Origin of the sequence: Actinacidiphila yanglinensis, assembly GCF_900107965.1 — a bacterium.
Taxonomy (GTDB): Bacteria; Actinomycetota; Actinomycetes; order Streptomycetales; family Streptomycetaceae; genus Actinacidiphila; species Actinacidiphila yanglinensis.
Window position 1 is genome coordinate 138,888 of sequence record NZ_FNVU01000025.1, and the last position, 15,919, is coordinate 154,806.

The window sequence follows — 15,919 nt, forward strand, 5'->3', positions numbered from 1 at the left end:
TTTAGTCATATTGGGCCCGACGGGCCAAACGCCCGGATCGGACCTGCGATTCGCCGAAACCCCTTGTGAAAGCCGTGATCTGATGCGTCGTCCGGGGGCGGTTCGGCGCTGACAGAATCCTTGACTTTTGTTCATAGCAAGCTAAATAGTGGCTGAGCGAGTTTTCATCAGCCCGTGGGCAGTCGCGGTGCTCGTGCGTCGTGAGTGAAGGGGACAACGATGTCAGCTCCCCGGTCGGGCCGCCATGGCCTCGCCCGCGGCGCCGGCCCGGTCCCGGCCGCGGCGCGTGACGTGAAGGAGACAACGATGCACTCCCGAAGACTCAGATCATCAGCCGGACGGGGGCTCGCCGCAGCGATAGCGGTGAGCGTGGTCGTCGGGGTGCCCGCGGTGGCGCAGGCGAGCCCGAAGGCCACGCAGGGGTCCGCCGCGTCGACGGCACCGATCTACCTCGACACCCACTACTCGTTCGCCGAGCGGGCGGCCGACCTGGTGTCGCGGATGACGCCGGCCGAGAAGGTCGGACAACTGCAGACCAACGACGCGCCGGCCATCCCGCGGCTGGGAGTCCAGCGCTACACCTACTGGAGCGAGGGCCAGCACGGCATCAACCGGCTCGGCGCCGACACGGCGGCGGGCGGGCAGGGCGAGCTCGACGTGACAGCGACGAGCTTCCCGGTGAACTTCGCGTCGACCATGTCCTGGGACCCGGAGCTGACCTACCAGGAGACCACCGCGATCTCGGACGAGGCCCGTGGATTCCTCGACAAGTCGCTCTGGGGCACGGGCCAGAACAACCTCGGCCCGTCCGCCTCGGACTACGGCGACCTCACCTTCTGGGCGCCGACCGTCAACATGGACCGCGACCCGCGCTGGGGCCGGACCAACGAGTCGTTCGGCGAGGACACCGACCTGGCGTCCACGATGGCCGGCGCGTTCGTCGACGGGTACCAGGGGGAGACGATCACCGGCAAGCCGATGACCCCGTACCTGAAGGTCGCGGCGACCGCCAAGCACTACGCGCTGAACAACGACGAGAACAGCCGGCACACCCAGAGCGCGAACACCACCGACGCGAACATCAGGGACTACTACACCAAGCAGTTCGCCGGCCTGGTCGAGGACTCCCACGTGTCCGGCATCATGACGTCGTACAACGCGGTGAACGGCACGCCGGCGCCCGCGGACACCTACACGGTGAACGAACTGCTGCAGGCGACCTACGGGTTCGGCGGGTACACCACGTCCGACTGCGGTGCGGTCGGTGACGTCTACTCCTCCGGCAGCCACGACTGGGCACCGCCGGGGTGGACCACCAACGGCACGACGTGGACCAACACCAGCACCGGCAAGCAGATCTCCGCCGCGGCGGGCGGCCAGGCGTTCGCGCTGCGGGCCGGCACCCAGCTGAACTGCGCCGGTGGGGAGTTGACCACGCAGAACATCGACGCGTCGATCTCGCTGGGGCTGCTGTCGCAGGGCGTGATCGACAGCGCGCTGACGAAGCTGTTCACCACCCGCATGGAGACCGGCGAGTTCGACCCGGCGGGCAAGGTCGCCTACACCGGCATCACCAAGGACCAGATCGAGTCGCCCGCCCACCAGGCGCTGGCCGAGAAGGTCGCGGCGAACGACCTGGTGCTGCTGCAGAACGACAAGGTCGCGGGAACCTCCGCCCCGCTGCTGCCGGCGAACCCGGCCAAGCTGGACAACGTCGTCATCGTGGGCAACCTCGCCAACTCCACGACGCTGGGCGGCTACTCGGGCAAGCCGTCGCACACGGTCAGCCCCGTGCAGGGGATCACCGCGGCGGTCAAGGCGGCCCACCCGTCGGCGACGGTCACCTTCGACGCCTGCGGCACCTCGACGACGGCGACCGCGCCCGCGGCGTGCTCGGCCGCCACCCAGTCCGCGATCAAGACGGCGGACCTGGTGATCGTGGTGGTCGGTTCGGACCTGGGCGTGGCCGACGAGGGCACCGACCGGTCGGCGCTGACCCTGCCCGGCAACTACGACTCGCTGATCAGCCAGGTCTCCGCGCTGGGCAACCCCCGCACGGCGATGGTCATGCAGGCCGACGGCCCGTACGACATCCAGGCGGCCCAGAAGGACTTCCCGGCGATCGTGTTCAGCGGCTACAACGGGCAGAGCCAGGGCACCGCGCTCGCCCAGGTGCTGTTCGGGCAGCAGAACCCGGCCGGGCACCTGGACTTCACCTGGTTCGCCGGCGACTCGCAGCTCCCGTCGATGGACAACTACGGCCTCACCCCGTCGGAGACCGGCGGGCTCGGCCGTACGTACATGTACTTCACCGGCAAGCCGACCTACCCGTTCGGCTACGGCCTGTCCTACTCCGATTTCGCGTACTCGAAGGTCCGGGTCGGATCGGGTTCGGTCTCGGCCGACGGGACGGTGAAGGTCGGCTTCGACGTCACCAACACCGGCAAGGTCGCGGGTTCGACGGTCGCCCAGCTCTACGCGGCGCCGCAGTTCACCGTGCCCGGCGTGGAGTTGCCGAAGGAGCAGCTGGCGGGCTTCAAGAAGACGGCGGTGCTCGCCCCCGGGCACAGCCAGCACATCACGCTGTCCGTCAAGGTCTCCGACCTCTCCCAGTGGGACGAGGACACCCTGAAGCAGGTCGTCCACGACGGCGCCTACCAGTTCCGGGTCGGGCCCGACTCCGCGACCGTGGCCGGCTCCGCCACGGTGAAGGTGCACGGCGCCCTGACGCCGCGGGTGCAGTCGGTCACCGTCCAGCCCGACCAGGTGGCCTTCAAGCCCGGTGACTCGCTGGACCTGACGGGCTCCAACCCGTGGATCGCCCCCGACACGGACTCCTCGCTGGAGCAGACCCACGCGAGCGCGGACCACATCGTCGAGGCGGCGGAGAGCGACCAGTCGTTCGCCGACCTGTCCCGGGCCCACGTCACCTACCGCTCCAGCGACCCGCGGGTCGCCACGGTCGGAAAGGACGGCAAGGTCACCATGCACGCACCCGGCGCCGCCTCGATCGAGGTGACGGTGGACGGCGTGACCGGCAGCACGCCGGTGGTGGTGCAGGACCCGTTCGGCGTGCAGGCGGCCGGCATCGTGAAGCCGAACACCACGATCACCGCGACCGCCACCTTCACCAACACCGACACGCGCGAGGCCCGCGACCTCTCGGTGAGCCTGACCCCGCCGAGCGGCTGGACGGCGAAGGCGACCTCACCGGTGTCGGTGTCCCATGTGGCTCCCGGCCAGAAGGTGACGGCGACCTGGAGCGTCCAGGTGCCGAGCACGGCGAGTCCGGGGACCAAGGCGGAACTCGACGCGGCGGCGGAGTTCACCGGCGGGGCCGGTGCGTTCACCGAGGCCGCGGTCAGCACGCTGACGGTCACCTCGGGCGCCACCCCGGAGCAGGTCACCCCGGTGGTGACCGGGACCAGCCCGGCGGCCGGTTCGCTCAAGGTGGTCCTGAACAACCCGTCGGACACCGCCACCACGGTGACGGGGGTCGACTGGAAGCTCGGCAGCGAGTCGGGGACGCAGCCCGTCAGCGCGACCATCGCCCCCCAGGCGACGGCCACGGTGGACGTGCCGGTGAAGGACATCACCTTCGCCAAGCAGTACCCCTTCACGGTGACCAGCGCGATCTCCGGTGACCTGTCCTCGGAGGCCTTCTCCGGGCACGTCACGTTCCTGCCCGTGGTGAACAAGAGCCTGGGCACGTCGTGGGACCTGTCCCAGGTCCAGGACGGCCCCGCGGTGGACCTGTCCACCACGGCCGACGGCCAGTGGGAATCCCTGGACGGCTCCCAGCCGTACGGCGGGGACTCCGACCTGTCGGGCAAGGTGTGGCTCGACTGGGACTCCTCGAACCTCTACGTCACGGCCGACCTGACCGACGACGTGCTCTCCCAGCCCGCGACCGGTGCCGACATCTGGCAGGGCGACAGCCTCCAACTGGCCGCCACCTCGGGGGTGCCGGGCTCGTCGGCCTCGGAGAGCACCGCCTCGGTCAACGGCCACTACGAGTACGGAGCCGCGCTCACCTCGGTCGGCTCCCAGCTGTACCGGTGGATCGCCCCGAGCGAGGGCAGCGGCCAGGTGACCAACGCGCACGTCAGCGTCACCAGGGACGAGGCCACCCACACCACCCTGTACGAGCTGGCGCTGCCGTGGAGCGACCTCACCTCGGTGCAGCCCGAGGCGAACACCGTGTTCTCCTTCTCGCTGGACGTCAACGACAAGGACAACGGGGTCCGCAAGGGCTACACGCAGTGGGGTGAGGGCATCGGCACCAGCAAGGACGTCGCCGGCTTCGACATGGCGCAGCTGATGCCGGCGAGCGCTTCGTAGCCTGCCGCACCTGCTCCGCGCGGCGCGGCGGAGCGCGGCCGCCCGGCGTTCCCCGGGACCCTCCACCGGTCCCGGGGAGCGTCGGGCGGCTCTTTCGTGCGCGCGGGCCGCCTGGGCGAGGCGGTCCGGGGTCGCGCTCCGCGGGACAGTCCCGCGGCCCGGATGGACCGGTGGCCGGGACGTGGCGGCGCCGTCCGGGCCGGGCGGGTGGGATCGCGGTGGCCCTGCGCGGGGCCTACTCGAAGAACTTCAGGCCCCAGCCGGTGTCGCTGGTCGCGCCGGGGACGTTCGCCCGGGTGTAGGTGGTGTTGCCCCACCAGCAGAAACTGCCGGTGAACCAGTAGCGGTTGGCCCAGGAGTAGGTGGTTCCCTTGGGGACCGCGGTGAACATCAGGGGGAACGTCGGGCCGGCCGGCGGGCTGGTGCCGATGTCGCCGTCGAGCAGGACGAAGCTGTGGCTGCCGGGACCGTTGACGTGGAGGGTCGGGTCCCAGCCCGGCATCATCGTGGCGGCGTCGGAGCCGAACAGGCAGCCGTTCGACTTGTACCAGTCCCAGACGTACGTGGGGTCGCCGCCGGCTCTCAGCCGCAGGTCGGCCATGCAGTACTCGCTGCTCCAGCTCCCGTTGGCGGAGTAGACGATGTGCAACTGGCCGTTGGGGTCCTTGATGGCCGCGGGCGCCTCGTTGATGTAGGGGTTGCCGACGACCCGCTCCCAGCCCTCGCGCGGCTGCGAGATGATGGAGCGCGCGCCGGTCGGCTGGGTGGGGCTGCTCATCCGCGCGATATAGAGGTTCTGCTCGACATTGGTGTCACCGGCCCAGCCCGACCAGACGAACCAGCGCTGCCCGTTGAACGTGAACATGGTGCCGTCGATGGCCCACTTGTCGTCCGGCAGGGCCAGTTCGGTCTCGGCGCCGTACCCGCTGTTCGCGGCGGCGGAGCTGATCACGTACATCCGGTGGGCCGGTCCGGTGCCGGCCGTGAAGTAGATGTAGTAGCGGCCGCCGTCCACCACGATCTCCGGGGCCCACACCTCGCCGCGGTCCTTGGTGTCCGACCAGACCGTCCGGGCGCTCGCCGCGCCGAGGGCGTCGGGTGAGGACGCCTCCCGCACGGCGATGCCGCCGCCGGACGACTCCGCCGAGATGTAGGTGCCGCCGACCCTGATCACGCTCGGGTCGGCGTTGTGGATGGTGGTCTGGGACGCCCGGGCGGAGGCGGGGCACAGCACCGAGAGCACCGCGGCCAGGGCAGCGCACAGGGCGAGGGTCGTGGCGCCGTGGAGATTTCGCAGCAGCTTCATCGTCCCGTTCCCTCCTCGGCCTCCGCTGCGACGCCGGGCGGCGGGGGAACGCCGACCGTGGCCGCACATTCCCGCCAGCATCCCCAATGACCGTGTACACGTCAATCCCGTCGGTCTTCCTCCGGCCGGGTCCGCCGAATGCTGCAGTGGGTTCGACAGCAGGGGAAGGACGGCCAAGGCTGATCACAGAGGTTCGAGAGCAACCCGTACGCGTCGCCAGTCGCGAGGGAGAAGCGCGTGATCGAGACAGAGCCCGCCCAGGACAAGGGCCGGTCGCCCCGGCCGACGGACCTGCGCCGTGTCGGGATCCACCCCGACGCCTGGTACCCGGTCGTCGCCTCCCGCAGCGTCCAGCGGAACGCGGTGGTCGCCGCGGCGTTCGCCGGCGAGCGGATCGCGGTCTACCGCGGCGACAAGGGCGAGGTGCACGCGCTGGAGGACCGCTGCGCGCACCGGCAGGTGCCGCTGAGCATGGGCGTCGTCGAGGGCGAGACGCTGCGCTGCTGCTACCACGCGTGGGCCTATCGGGGAGACGGCCGCATCTCGCAGATCCCGTACCTGTCCAAGGGCGCGGCGCGGCCGCCGCGCGGAGTACGCGCCTACCCGACCCGGGAGGCGCACGGCCTGGTGTTCGTCTTCCCGGGCGACCCCGCGAAGGCCGCCGGCACGCCGATGCCGGACCTGCCCGAGGCCGGCTCGCCCACCCACCGGACCATGCGGTTCTCGCGCACGGTGCGCTGCCACTACTCCTTCATGCACGAGAACCTGCTCGACATGAACCACCAGTTCCTGCACCGCGGCGTCCTCGGCCGCATCCACCCGGAACTGCTCGGCTACGAGAGCGGGGCGCGGTTCGTCGAGGCGCGGTACCTGTTCACCCCGGGCGGCGGCAAGAAGGACCGGGGCGCCGGACTGCTGTCGGCCGAGGGGCTGGGGAACCGGGGGTCCTCGGACGTCCTCACCATCCGCACGGAGTACCCGTACCAGACCCTCCAGTTGGTGCCGGAGGGCGCGGACCGGCCGGCCTTCTCGCTGTGGGCGGCCTACGTTCCGGCGGACGCCGCCCAGCGCACCTGCCACGTCCACGGCCTGCTGATGATCCAGAAGCCCCGGCTGTCGGGTGCACTCACCCTCGCCTGGCCGCTGATCCGGCGCTTCACCGAGCGGATCTTCGCCGAGGACCGGACGGCCGTCGAGGCCGAGCAGCGCGCGTGGGACGAGCAGGGCGAGGACCGCAACCACGAGATCTTCCCGGTGATCCTGGACCTGCGGAAGGTGCTGCGCGCCAACGGCACGCCGCTGCGGGAGAACGTCGGAGGGTGCGGCACCACCCCGTCGTCCTGCGTGCCGGCGGCGACCTCCTGACGTACTGAGGCGCGGCAGGGCGCCCTGCTGCCGGCGACGGCGTGCGCACCGTTCCCCGGGCACCAGACATGCGCCGCACCAGACATGCACCGCTCTCAAGGCGCACACTGGGAGCAAGGACGGATGAGCTGCTGCCTCTCCCCCTCAGCGCAAAGCAGCGACATGAGGACCTACGACACCACCCCGGCCGATGCACCGTACGGCGTGCTTCTCGCGACCGACCGCGATGGAGTGCTCACCGCTTGGACGCGCCGCGCGGAGTCCCTGCTGGGCCGCCACGCGAAGGACGCCGTCGGGCGCCGGATCCAGGGCATCCTGGCCGGATCCGCGCTTCCGCCCTGGTACGGCCCGGGCGAACTCCAGCAGCCCGCGGAGTGGACCGGGCTGCTGGAGTTCGCCCGGCCGCAGGGGGCGCTGCCGCTGCGCGTGCACGCCTGCCGGATCGCGGTGACCGGCCGTGACGGGCCGTGGACGGTGGTCTCGCTGGCGCCGGAGGCGACCGAGCGGGTGGACGAGGTCGACGCGGCACTGCTGCGCTGGCTCTACGAGAGCTCGCCGATCGCGCTCAGCGTCTACACGGTGGACCTGCGGTGCCTGCGCCAGACCGCCGCGATGGCCCGGCTGACCGGGCTGTCCGACGACGAGCGCCGCAGGACGCGTCCTTCCGAGGTCCTGCTGGGTCCCGGCGGGACCGCGTGGGAGCAGCGGCTGCGCGAGGCGGCCGAGAACGGCACGGAGGTGCCGCGCGGCGACGTACGGGGACGCCTGGCGGGCTCACCGGACCGTGCGCGGGTCCTCATCGGGGCGGCCGGGCCGCTGGCGGACGAAGTGGGGCGCACGATCGGCGTGTGCTCGACGTTCACCGACGTCACCGAGCACCGCCGGGCCCGTGAGCGGCTGACGCTGCTCAACGAGGGAAGCACGCGCATCGGGACGACACTCGACGTTCCGGCAACGGCCCGCGAGCTCGTCGACGTGCTGTGCCCGCGGCTGGCCGACTGGGCGCACGTCGACCTGCTGGAGAACGTGGTGCAGGGCGAGGAGCCCGGTCCCTTCACCGGGAGCATCGCGCTGCAGCGGACGGCCCACAAGTCGTTCCGCGCCGGGACGCCCGAGGCGCTGCGCGCTCCCGGCGACGTGGACGTCCTCCCCGCCGGGTCGCCGCCGGTGCAGTGCATGGCCACCGGGCGGTCCAAGGTGCTCACCACCTCCGACCAGGAGATCAAGGACTGGATGGTGCGCGATCCGCAGCGGGCGGCGATGTTCCGGCTGCACCGGTACCACTCGGTCATGGTGGTGCCGATCCTCGCGCGCGGCACCATCCTGGGCGTGGTGGTCCTGCTGCGCAGCAGGATGGCCCCCTTCGCCGAGGACGACCGGCTGCTCACCGAGGAGCTCGTCTCACGCGCCGCGGTGTGCCTGGACAACGCCCGCCGCTTCGCGCGGGAGCGCGACGTCGCCCTGACCCTCCAGCGCAGCCTGCTGCCCGGGCAGCCGAAGAAGCAGACCGCGGTCGAGACCACCAGCCGCTACCTGCCGGCCGGTTCCGGTGCCGGGGTCGGCGGCGACTGGTTCGACGTGATCCCGCTGTCCGGCGCGCGGGTCGCCCTGGTCCTCGGGGACGTCGTCGGCCACGGCATCAACGCGGCCGCGACGATGGGGCGGCTGCGGACGGCGGTGCGCACGCTGGCGGACGTGGACCTTCCTCCCGACGAGCTGCTGACGCACCTCGACGACGTGCTGACCCGCCTGCACGCGGAGGCCGCCGAGACCGCCGAGACCTCCGGGAACACCGGGAACACCGGGAACACCGGGAACACCGACGGCACGGACGGCGGCGGTGGCGAGCTGGGTGCCACGTGCGCGTACGCCGTCTACGACCCGGTCGCCCTGACCTGCACCATCGCGTCCGCCGGGCACCCGCCTCCGGTGGTGGTCGCGCCCGATGGCAGGGCGTGGGTCCCCGACATCTCCGTCGGGCCGCCGCTGGGGGTCGGCGGGCTGCCCTTCGAGAGTGTCGAGTTGAGCCTGCCCGAGGGATCGCTGCTCGCGTTGTACTCCGACGGGCTGCTCGACGTGCGCCACCGGGACGTGTCGCAGGCGCAGGCGCAGTTGTACCGGTCGCTGTCCGACGTCCGCGCGCCGCTCGACGAGTTGTGCGCGGCCGCGATCCACGAACTGCTCCCCCACAAGCCGGCCGACGACGCGACGCTCCTGCTCGCGCGCACCCGCGCACTGGGACCCGGCCGGGTGGCCGAGCTCCAGGTCCCGCTGCGGGACGCGTTCGTCGCGGACGCCCGCGCGTGGACCGCCGAACGCCTCGCGCAGTGGGGGCTCGACGACCGCGGCTTCGTCAGCGAGCTCGTCGTCAGCGAGCTGGTGACCAACGCGATCCGCTACGGCGGCGACCCCGCCCACCTGCGGCTCATCCTCGACCGCACCCTCATCTGCGAGGTGTCGGACAGCAACACCACGGCCCCGCACATGCGCCGGGCCCGGCTGTCGGACGAGGGAGGGCGCGGACTGCTGCTGGTCGCGCAGCTCACGCAGCGGTGGGGCACGCGGCACTCGCGGAACGGCAAGACGATCTGGTGCGAGCAGCGGATCGACGCCGCCGGGTAGGCCGGCGCGGTGCGCCGCGCCCAAGGGACCCGGTCTGTCCGAACACCCGGACGGGACAGGACGGTTGACCGGGCATCCGAGGGTCAGTAGCTTACCGGTGCCGATCACCGCGTGGTGACCCGCGCTGCCCGGCCCGGCTCCCGCTCCGCCCCTCGCCCGCCCTCCCGTCGGCCCCAACGGACAAGGCTCCCATGCGGATTCGCGCTCTGACGGCAGCCGTCGCGCTGCTCACCACCCTGACCCTCTCGCTGGCCGGCGGCGCCGCGGCGGCCCCGGCCCACGGGTCGGCCCACGGGTCGGACGGCGGCCGGTTCGACCGGCCGTCCGCCGGCTTCGCTCCGGCCGGCACGGTGCTGCGGCCCGGAAGCCCGGGCGACGCGGGGCTGGACGCGGCACCGATCGACGCCTTCGAGCAGCAGATGGCCGGCTGGGAGGACCCGAGCGCCGGCGCCGGCTACCTCTTCCCCGGCGCCACCACGCTGATGGCGCACGACGGTGTGGTGGTCGAACGCAGCGCGGGCGGCTTCGCGGTGAAGTACGCCGACACCACCACCGAGCTGCCCCCGGACCAGTGGATCCCGGCCCGCACCGACACCATCTACGACCTGGCCTCGCTGTCGAAGCTGTTCACCTCGATCGTGGCGATGCAGCAGCTCGCGGCCGGGCGGATCGCCCTGGACACCCCCGTGGCGCACTACCTCCCGGAGTTCGCCACCAACGGCAAGGGCGACATCACCATCCGGGAACTGCTCACCCACACCTCGGGGTTCGACGCCGACCCGGTGCCGTCGCTGTGGCAGGGGTACCCCGACATCGCCTCGCGCGAGAAGGCGATCCTGGACGCCAAGCCGATCAACCCGCCGGGCACCACCTACCTGTACTCCGACCTGAACATGCTCAGCATGCAGCTGGTCCTGGAGGAGGTGACCGGCAAGCCGCTGGACACCCTGGTGCGCGAGGGCATCACCGCGCCGCTGCACCTGACCGACACCGGGTACAACCCGCCGGCGAGCAAGCTGCCGCGGATCGCGGCGACCGAGTACCAGACCAGCCCGGACCGCGGCATGGTCCGGGGCCAGGTGCACGACGAGAACGCCTGGGCACTGGGCGGTGTGGCCGGCCACGCGGGCGTCTTCTCCACCGTCGACGACCTGGCCGTGCTGGCCCAGACGATCCTCAACGGCGGGACGTACCGGGGCCACCGCATCCTCAGCGGGGACAGCGTCCGGCTGATGGAGGAGAACTTCAACCAGGCGTTCCCCGGCGACTCGCACGGCCTGGGCTTCGAGCTCGACCAGATCTGGTACATGGGCGGCCTGTCCGGCCCGCAGACGCTCGGGCACACCGGATTCACCGGCACCTCTCTGGTCATCGACCCGCAGTCGCGGTCGTTCGTCATCCTGTTGAGCAACCGGGTGCACCCCACCCGGAACACCCCCTCGACCAACCCGCCGCGCCGGGCGATCGGCGAGGCGATGTCGCAGGCGATGCGGGTCTCGGCGCCCGGCGGCGGCCCGCTGTGGTACTCCGGCCAGGGCGGCGGCACCACCAGCACCCTGACCACCGGCCCGCTGACCGCGTCCGCCCCGGTGGACGTCGACTTCTCGACCTTCGTCAACACCGAGTCCACCGACCTGCTCACCGTCGAGGACTCCACGGACGGCGGCGCCACCTGGCAGGCGCTGCCGCTGACCGTGACGGGCGAGGGAGCACCGCCCGGCACGCCGACCTCGCTGTCCGGGCAGGCCGTACGCGCCTGGTGGCACGTACACGCCTCGGTGCCGCAGCAGGCGGGCGCCTTCCGGATCCGCTGGCGCTACACCACCGATCCGGTCTACGAGGGCCGCGGCGTGGACCTCGCCCATCTGTCGGTGACCTCCGGGCACCCGGTGCCCGGTTCCGGCGACCTGACCGCGACCGGCGGCTGGAAGTTCCTACCGGACGGCCGGTAGCCGCATCGGGGCGGCGAACCGGGCGAGATGACGGCGCGCCGGCGCGTCTGCCGTGGCCCCGGGGTCAGTCGGCGGAGCGCTGGGCGAGCGGGCGGCGGCGCAGGGACACGTCCTGGAGGGCCGGGGGGACGTACGCCTGGTCCAGGGCGCCGACGTCCGTGCCGGGCGGGACGATCGCATCGATCCGGTCGAGGACGTCGTCGCCGAGGGCGACGTCGAGGCCGGCGAGCAGGTCGTCCAGGTGGCCCATCGTGCGCGGTCCGATGATCGCGCTGGTCACACCGGGGTGGGCGATGGTGAAGGCCATCGCGAGATGCGTCATCGGCAGGCCCGCCTCCGCGGCGACGGGGAGGAGCCGCTCGACGACATCGATGCGGTGCTCGTCGCTGACGTGCCGCATGAAGGGGACCCGGCGCAGGTCGTTCTCCTGGTTCCTGCGGACCCGGCCGGTCAGCAGCCCCTGGCCGAGGGGGCCCCAGACGAGGGTGCCCATGCCGTGGCGCTGGACGAGTGGCAGCACTTCGCGCTCGATGCCGCGGTTGAGCAGGGAGTAGGGCGGCTGCTCGGTGCGGAAGCGCTCCAGGCCGCGGCGCTCGGCCGCCCAATGCGCCTCGACGATGTAGGACGCGGGCGCGGCGGAGGTCCCGATCGCCCGCACCTTTCCGCTGCGGATCAGGTCCGTCAGCGCGGAGAGGGTCTCCTCCACGTCGGTGGCGGGGTCGATCCGGTGGATCTGGTAGAGGTCGATGTGGTCGGTCTGCAGGCGGCGCAGGGAGCCCTCGACGGCCTGGATGATCCAGCGCCTCGACGTCCCCTGCCGGTTGGGGTCGTCGCCCATCGGGCGCCCGAACTTCGTCGCCAGGACGACGTCGTCGCGCCGCCCCTTGAGGGCCTTGCCGACGATCTCCTCGGAGTCGCCGTACACGTCGGAGCTGTCGAGGAAGTTGATCCCCGCGTCCAGCGCCTTGTGGATCATGCGGATCGAGTCCTCGTGGTCCGGGTTGCCGATGGACGAGGCGAGCATCAGCGTGCCCAGGGCGTAGGGACTGACCCTGATACCGGTGCTGCCGAGGGTGCGGTACTGCATGGCTGCCTCCTGAGGGACGGGCAGGGTGGGACACCGGGAGGGGATGCCCTACCCTGGAGCCAAACGGAAAAGCTTTCCGCTTGATTTCGACTATACGGAAAAGCTTTCCGCTTATGCAACCGAGGAGGAGACCCGTGCCCGAGAACGCGGCAGCACCCGCAGGTCCCCCGGCCGCGCCGCGCCGGCTGCGCGCCGACGCGCAGCGCAACGTCACGGCGCTGCTGGAAGCCGCGAAGACGGTCTTCGACACCACCGGGGTCGACGCGCCGGCGAAGGAGATCACCGACCTGGCCGGCGTGGGCGTGGGGACGCTCTACCGCCACTTCCCCCAGCGCTCCGACCTCGTCAAGGCGGTGGTGCAGAGCAACATCGACGCCTGCGCCGCCGCGGGTCCCCGCCTCCGCGCGGCGCACGAGCCGGCCGCGGCGCTGGCGGCGTGGCTGCGGGAGTACACCGAACTCCTCGGCACCAAGCGGGGGCTCGCCTCAGCGCTGCACTCGGGCGACCCGGCCTACGAGGCGCTGCCCGGTTACTTCCTGGAGACGCTGACGCCCACGCTCACCGCGCTGCTGGACGCGGCGGCGGCGGACGGCGAGATCCGCGACGACGTCGCCGCCAAGGACCTGATGTTCGCGATCGCCCAACTGTGCCTGCCGGTAGCCGGCGAGAGCCCGGGGCACAGCGCCCGCATGGTGGGCATCCTGATCGACGGCCTCTCCAACGGCCCGCGGCGGCAGGGGCGGACCGCGGGCCAGTAGGCGCAACGGCCCCACCGGGTACGGGCCACGAGGGCGCGGGCCTTCCGGAGGCGCCGGCGTCGGCGGGTCGGGCTCGGCGGGTCAGCCGCGGATCATCGACATCAGCAGCGCGTGGGTCCCGCCGTCCGCGGCCACGACCAGCCCGCGGCCGGCCGGTCCGAGCGGGGCGCCGTCGACGCCGGTGACCGTGCAGCCGGCCGCCCGGCACAGGGCGATCCCCGCGGCGAAGTGCACGCTTCCGGACAGGTCGCCGCCGTCGGTGACGTACGCGGCGCGCCTGCCCGCGGCGACCCAGGCCAGCGCGAGGGTGGTGGAGACCACCCGGGGCCGGAAGTGCTCGACGAACGCGGGGTGGGCCAGCAGGTCCACGGCCCGGAACGCGGGCGCGCCGGGAAAGGGCGGGTCGAGATTGACGTCCACGAGCCGGGTGGCGGCGGTGGGCGCCAGCGGGATGTCGGTGCCGTCGTGCCGGACCCACGCGGACACGCCGTCAGTGCCGAAGACCTCGCCGGCGAACGGGTCGGCCACCGCCGCCGCGCCGCCGCGAAGCGCCACGTTGACCGCCACCAGCATGCCGCCGGACGCGTAGTTCAGCGTGCCGCACAGCGGGTCGACGAGCCACACGCGCGCGGTCCGCGCCGCTCCCCGGCGACCGCCCTCCTCGCCGAGCACCCCGTCGTCGGGCCGCACGGCGCGGATGACGTCGAGGATCGCCCGCTCCGCCTCGACGTCGGCGGTGGTGGCGAAGTCGCCCGCGCCCTTGTCGATGCGGGCGAGTCGCCGTCCGTACAGCGCGCGCACCACCTCCGCCCCGGCGCGCGCCGCCGCCGTGGCGACGGCCGTGTCGTCGAGGTCCCGGTCCGCAGCGATCATGCCCCGCAGGATAGCGGGGACGCCTGGCCCGGCCCTGCACGCCAGGAGCCGTCTCAGGCGGGTGCCGCGCCTAGGCCCTTACGGGCCCGGTCGCGGTGCGCGGCCTGCTTGGCGCGGTTGCCGCAGATCGCCATGCTGCACCACCTGCGGACGCGGCCGCGGGTGCGATCCGCGAACAGCAGGGTGCAGGCCGGCCCTTCGCACGCCTTGACGTCGGAGAAGTCCTCCTCGCCGACGACTCGCGCCAGCGCCTCACCGAGGGGCAGCAGCAGGGATTCCGGGGAGCGCCAGCGGCGCTCCGTCCGCAGCCGGAGTGCGGGGGCGCCGCCGTCCCCGCCGTCCTCCGCGACGGCGAGCCGGAGATAACCCTCGTCGCGCGCCAGCAGGCGGTTGAGCGGCGCGAGTTCGGCCAGCGCGGCGGCGTCCAGGGGCCGGCCCCTGTGTGCGTGGACGAACGACCGGAACTCCTCGCGCAGGCTCCGCGCCTGGGCGGCGACCGCGTCGAGCTCGCCGGGCATGGCCTGCTCCCGCAGCGCCGCGACGGCGATGGGCGCGACCAGTTCGGCCTGCTCCAGCCAGGCCAGCAGGCCCTCGCCGTCACCGATCCAGTCGACCCGCTCGTCACCGGACGTGGCGATCGAGTTGAGAAAGTCCAGGCCGAGCGTGTCGGCGAGGAACAGGGCCGGAGCACGGTGCACCATCCTCGCCTCCCCTTTCGTGTTTCGTGCCGGTTGCTTCGAGACCTCTCGACAGTAACCTCCTTGGATCACGTTGACAAGTTACCGATGCCGCTCATAACCTCGTTACGCAAGCCAGAGTGGTTACCCCGGACAGCGACACACCGGGCGGCAGACGAAGGGCCGCGGCCACGCGCCGCTGCTCGCCGCCGCCCCGAACAGGAAGAAGAGGGTGAACGTCATGGTCGACATCGCGTACCGCACCGCGGACGTGGACGGTCTCGAGGTGTTCTACCGGGAGGCCGGGGCGCCGGATGCCCCCGTGCTGCTCCTGCTGCACGGATTCCCGTCCTCCAGCCACATGTTCCGCGACCTGATCCCCCTGCTCGCCGACCGCTTCCACGTCATCGCCCCCGACCTGCCCGGCTTCGGACAGACCGCCATGCCGCCCCGCGAAGACTTCGCCTACACCTTCGAGCACCTCACCGACGTCATCGACCACCTGACCCAGCAACTCCACCTCGAACACTTCGCCCTGTACGTCTTCGACTACGGCGCCCCGGTCGGATTCCGCCTCGCAACCCGCCACCCCGAACGAATCACCGGCATCGTCACCCAGAACGGCAACGCCTACGAGGAAGGCCTGAGCGACGGCTGGGCCCCGATCCAGACGTACTGGAACGAACCGTCCGCAGCCAACCGCGAAGCGATCCGCACCATGATCCAGCCCGAAACCACCATCTGGCAGTACACCCACGGCGTCCCGGACCAGACCCGGATCAGCCCCGACGGCTACAGCCTCGACAACCACTACCTCGCCCGACCCGGCGCGGACGAGATCCAACTCGACCTCTTCCTCGACTACCAGAACAACATCGCCCTCTACCCCACCTTCCAGGAGTACTTCCGAACCAGCACGCCCCCCCTCCTCGCGATCT

10 protein-coding genes are annotated in these 15,919 nt (G+C 71.9%); 6 read left to right on the forward strand and 4 right to left on the reverse strand.

Translation table 11 applies throughout. The annotated features are described in order from the left end of the window. Positions 1–306: 306 nt before the first annotated feature. Positions 307–4,341, forward strand: a complete 4,035-nt coding sequence (locus tag C4U44_RS36120) for a glycoside hydrolase family 3 C-terminal domain-containing protein (RefSeq protein WP_103890322.1) — start codon at positions 307–309, stop codon at positions 4,339–4,341. A gap of 235 nt (positions 4,342–4,576) precedes the next feature. On the opposite strand, the gene C4U44_RS36125 is transcribed toward C4U44_RS36120, so the two are convergent. Next, entirely contained in the window at positions 4,577–5,647 is a 1,071-nt protein-coding gene (locus tag C4U44_RS36125) for a glycoside hydrolase family 43 protein (RefSeq protein ID WP_103890323.1), read from the reverse strand. A 237-nt stretch (positions 5,648–5,884) separates the two neighbouring features. Here C4U44_RS36125 and C4U44_RS36130 point away from each other — a divergent pair, with 237 nt between their 5' ends. The 3 genes from C4U44_RS36130 to C4U44_RS36140 all read left to right on the forward strand — a co-directional run bounded on the left by C4U44_RS36130 (position 5,885) and on the right by C4U44_RS36140 (position 11,586). Continuing rightward, on the forward strand, positions 5,885–7,012 hold the full coding sequence (locus C4U44_RS36130) for an aromatic ring-hydroxylating oxygenase subunit alpha (protein WP_103890324.1): 1,128 nt from the start codon (positions 5,885–5,887) through the stop codon (positions 7,010–7,012). Between the two features lie 162 nt (positions 7,013–7,174). Beyond that, positions 7,175–9,634: a SpoIIE family protein phosphatase gene (locus C4U44_RS36135; RefSeq protein ID WP_103890325.1), complete on the forward strand. Its 2,460-nt coding sequence runs from the start codon at positions 7,175–7,177 to the stop codon at positions 9,632–9,634. A 191-nt stretch (positions 9,635–9,825) separates the two neighbouring features. Continuing rightward, the gene (locus C4U44_RS36140) at positions 9,826–11,586 is read left to right on the forward strand and encodes a serine hydrolase domain-containing protein (RefSeq protein ID WP_103890326.1); all 1,761 of its coding nucleotides are present in this window, start codon (positions 9,826–9,828) and stop codon (positions 11,584–11,586) included. A gap of 64 nt (positions 11,587–11,650) precedes the next feature. On the opposite strand, the gene C4U44_RS36145 is transcribed toward C4U44_RS36140, so the two are convergent. Next, positions 11,651–12,673, reverse strand: a complete 1,023-nt coding sequence (locus C4U44_RS36145; RefSeq protein WP_103890327.1) for an aldo/keto reductase — start codon at positions 12,671–12,673, stop codon at positions 11,651–11,653. A 134-nt stretch (positions 12,674–12,807) separates the two neighbouring features. Here C4U44_RS36145 and C4U44_RS36150 point away from each other — a divergent pair, with 134 nt between their 5' ends. Beyond that, complete coding sequence (locus C4U44_RS36150; protein WP_235032613.1) at positions 12,808–13,431, forward strand: TetR/AcrR family transcriptional regulator; 624 nt, start codon at positions 12,808–12,810, stop codon at positions 13,429–13,431. 81 nt (positions 13,432–13,512) lie between these two features. On the opposite strand, the gene C4U44_RS36155 is transcribed toward C4U44_RS36150, so the two are convergent. After that, entirely contained in the window at positions 13,513–14,304 is a 792-nt protein-coding gene (locus C4U44_RS36155) for an inositol monophosphatase family protein (protein ID WP_103890329.1), read from the reverse strand. Positions 14,305–14,357: 53 nt separating this feature from the next. Then, entirely contained in the window at positions 14,358–15,005 is a 648-nt protein-coding gene (locus C4U44_RS36160) for a CGNR zinc finger domain-containing protein (RefSeq protein ID WP_103890330.1), read from the reverse strand. A gap of 217 nt (positions 15,006–15,222) precedes the next feature. Here C4U44_RS36160 and C4U44_RS36165 point away from each other — a divergent pair. Beyond that, a partial coding sequence (locus C4U44_RS36165; RefSeq protein WP_103890345.1) for an alpha/beta fold hydrolase occupies positions 15,223–15,919 on the forward strand: 697 nt, incomplete at its 3' end.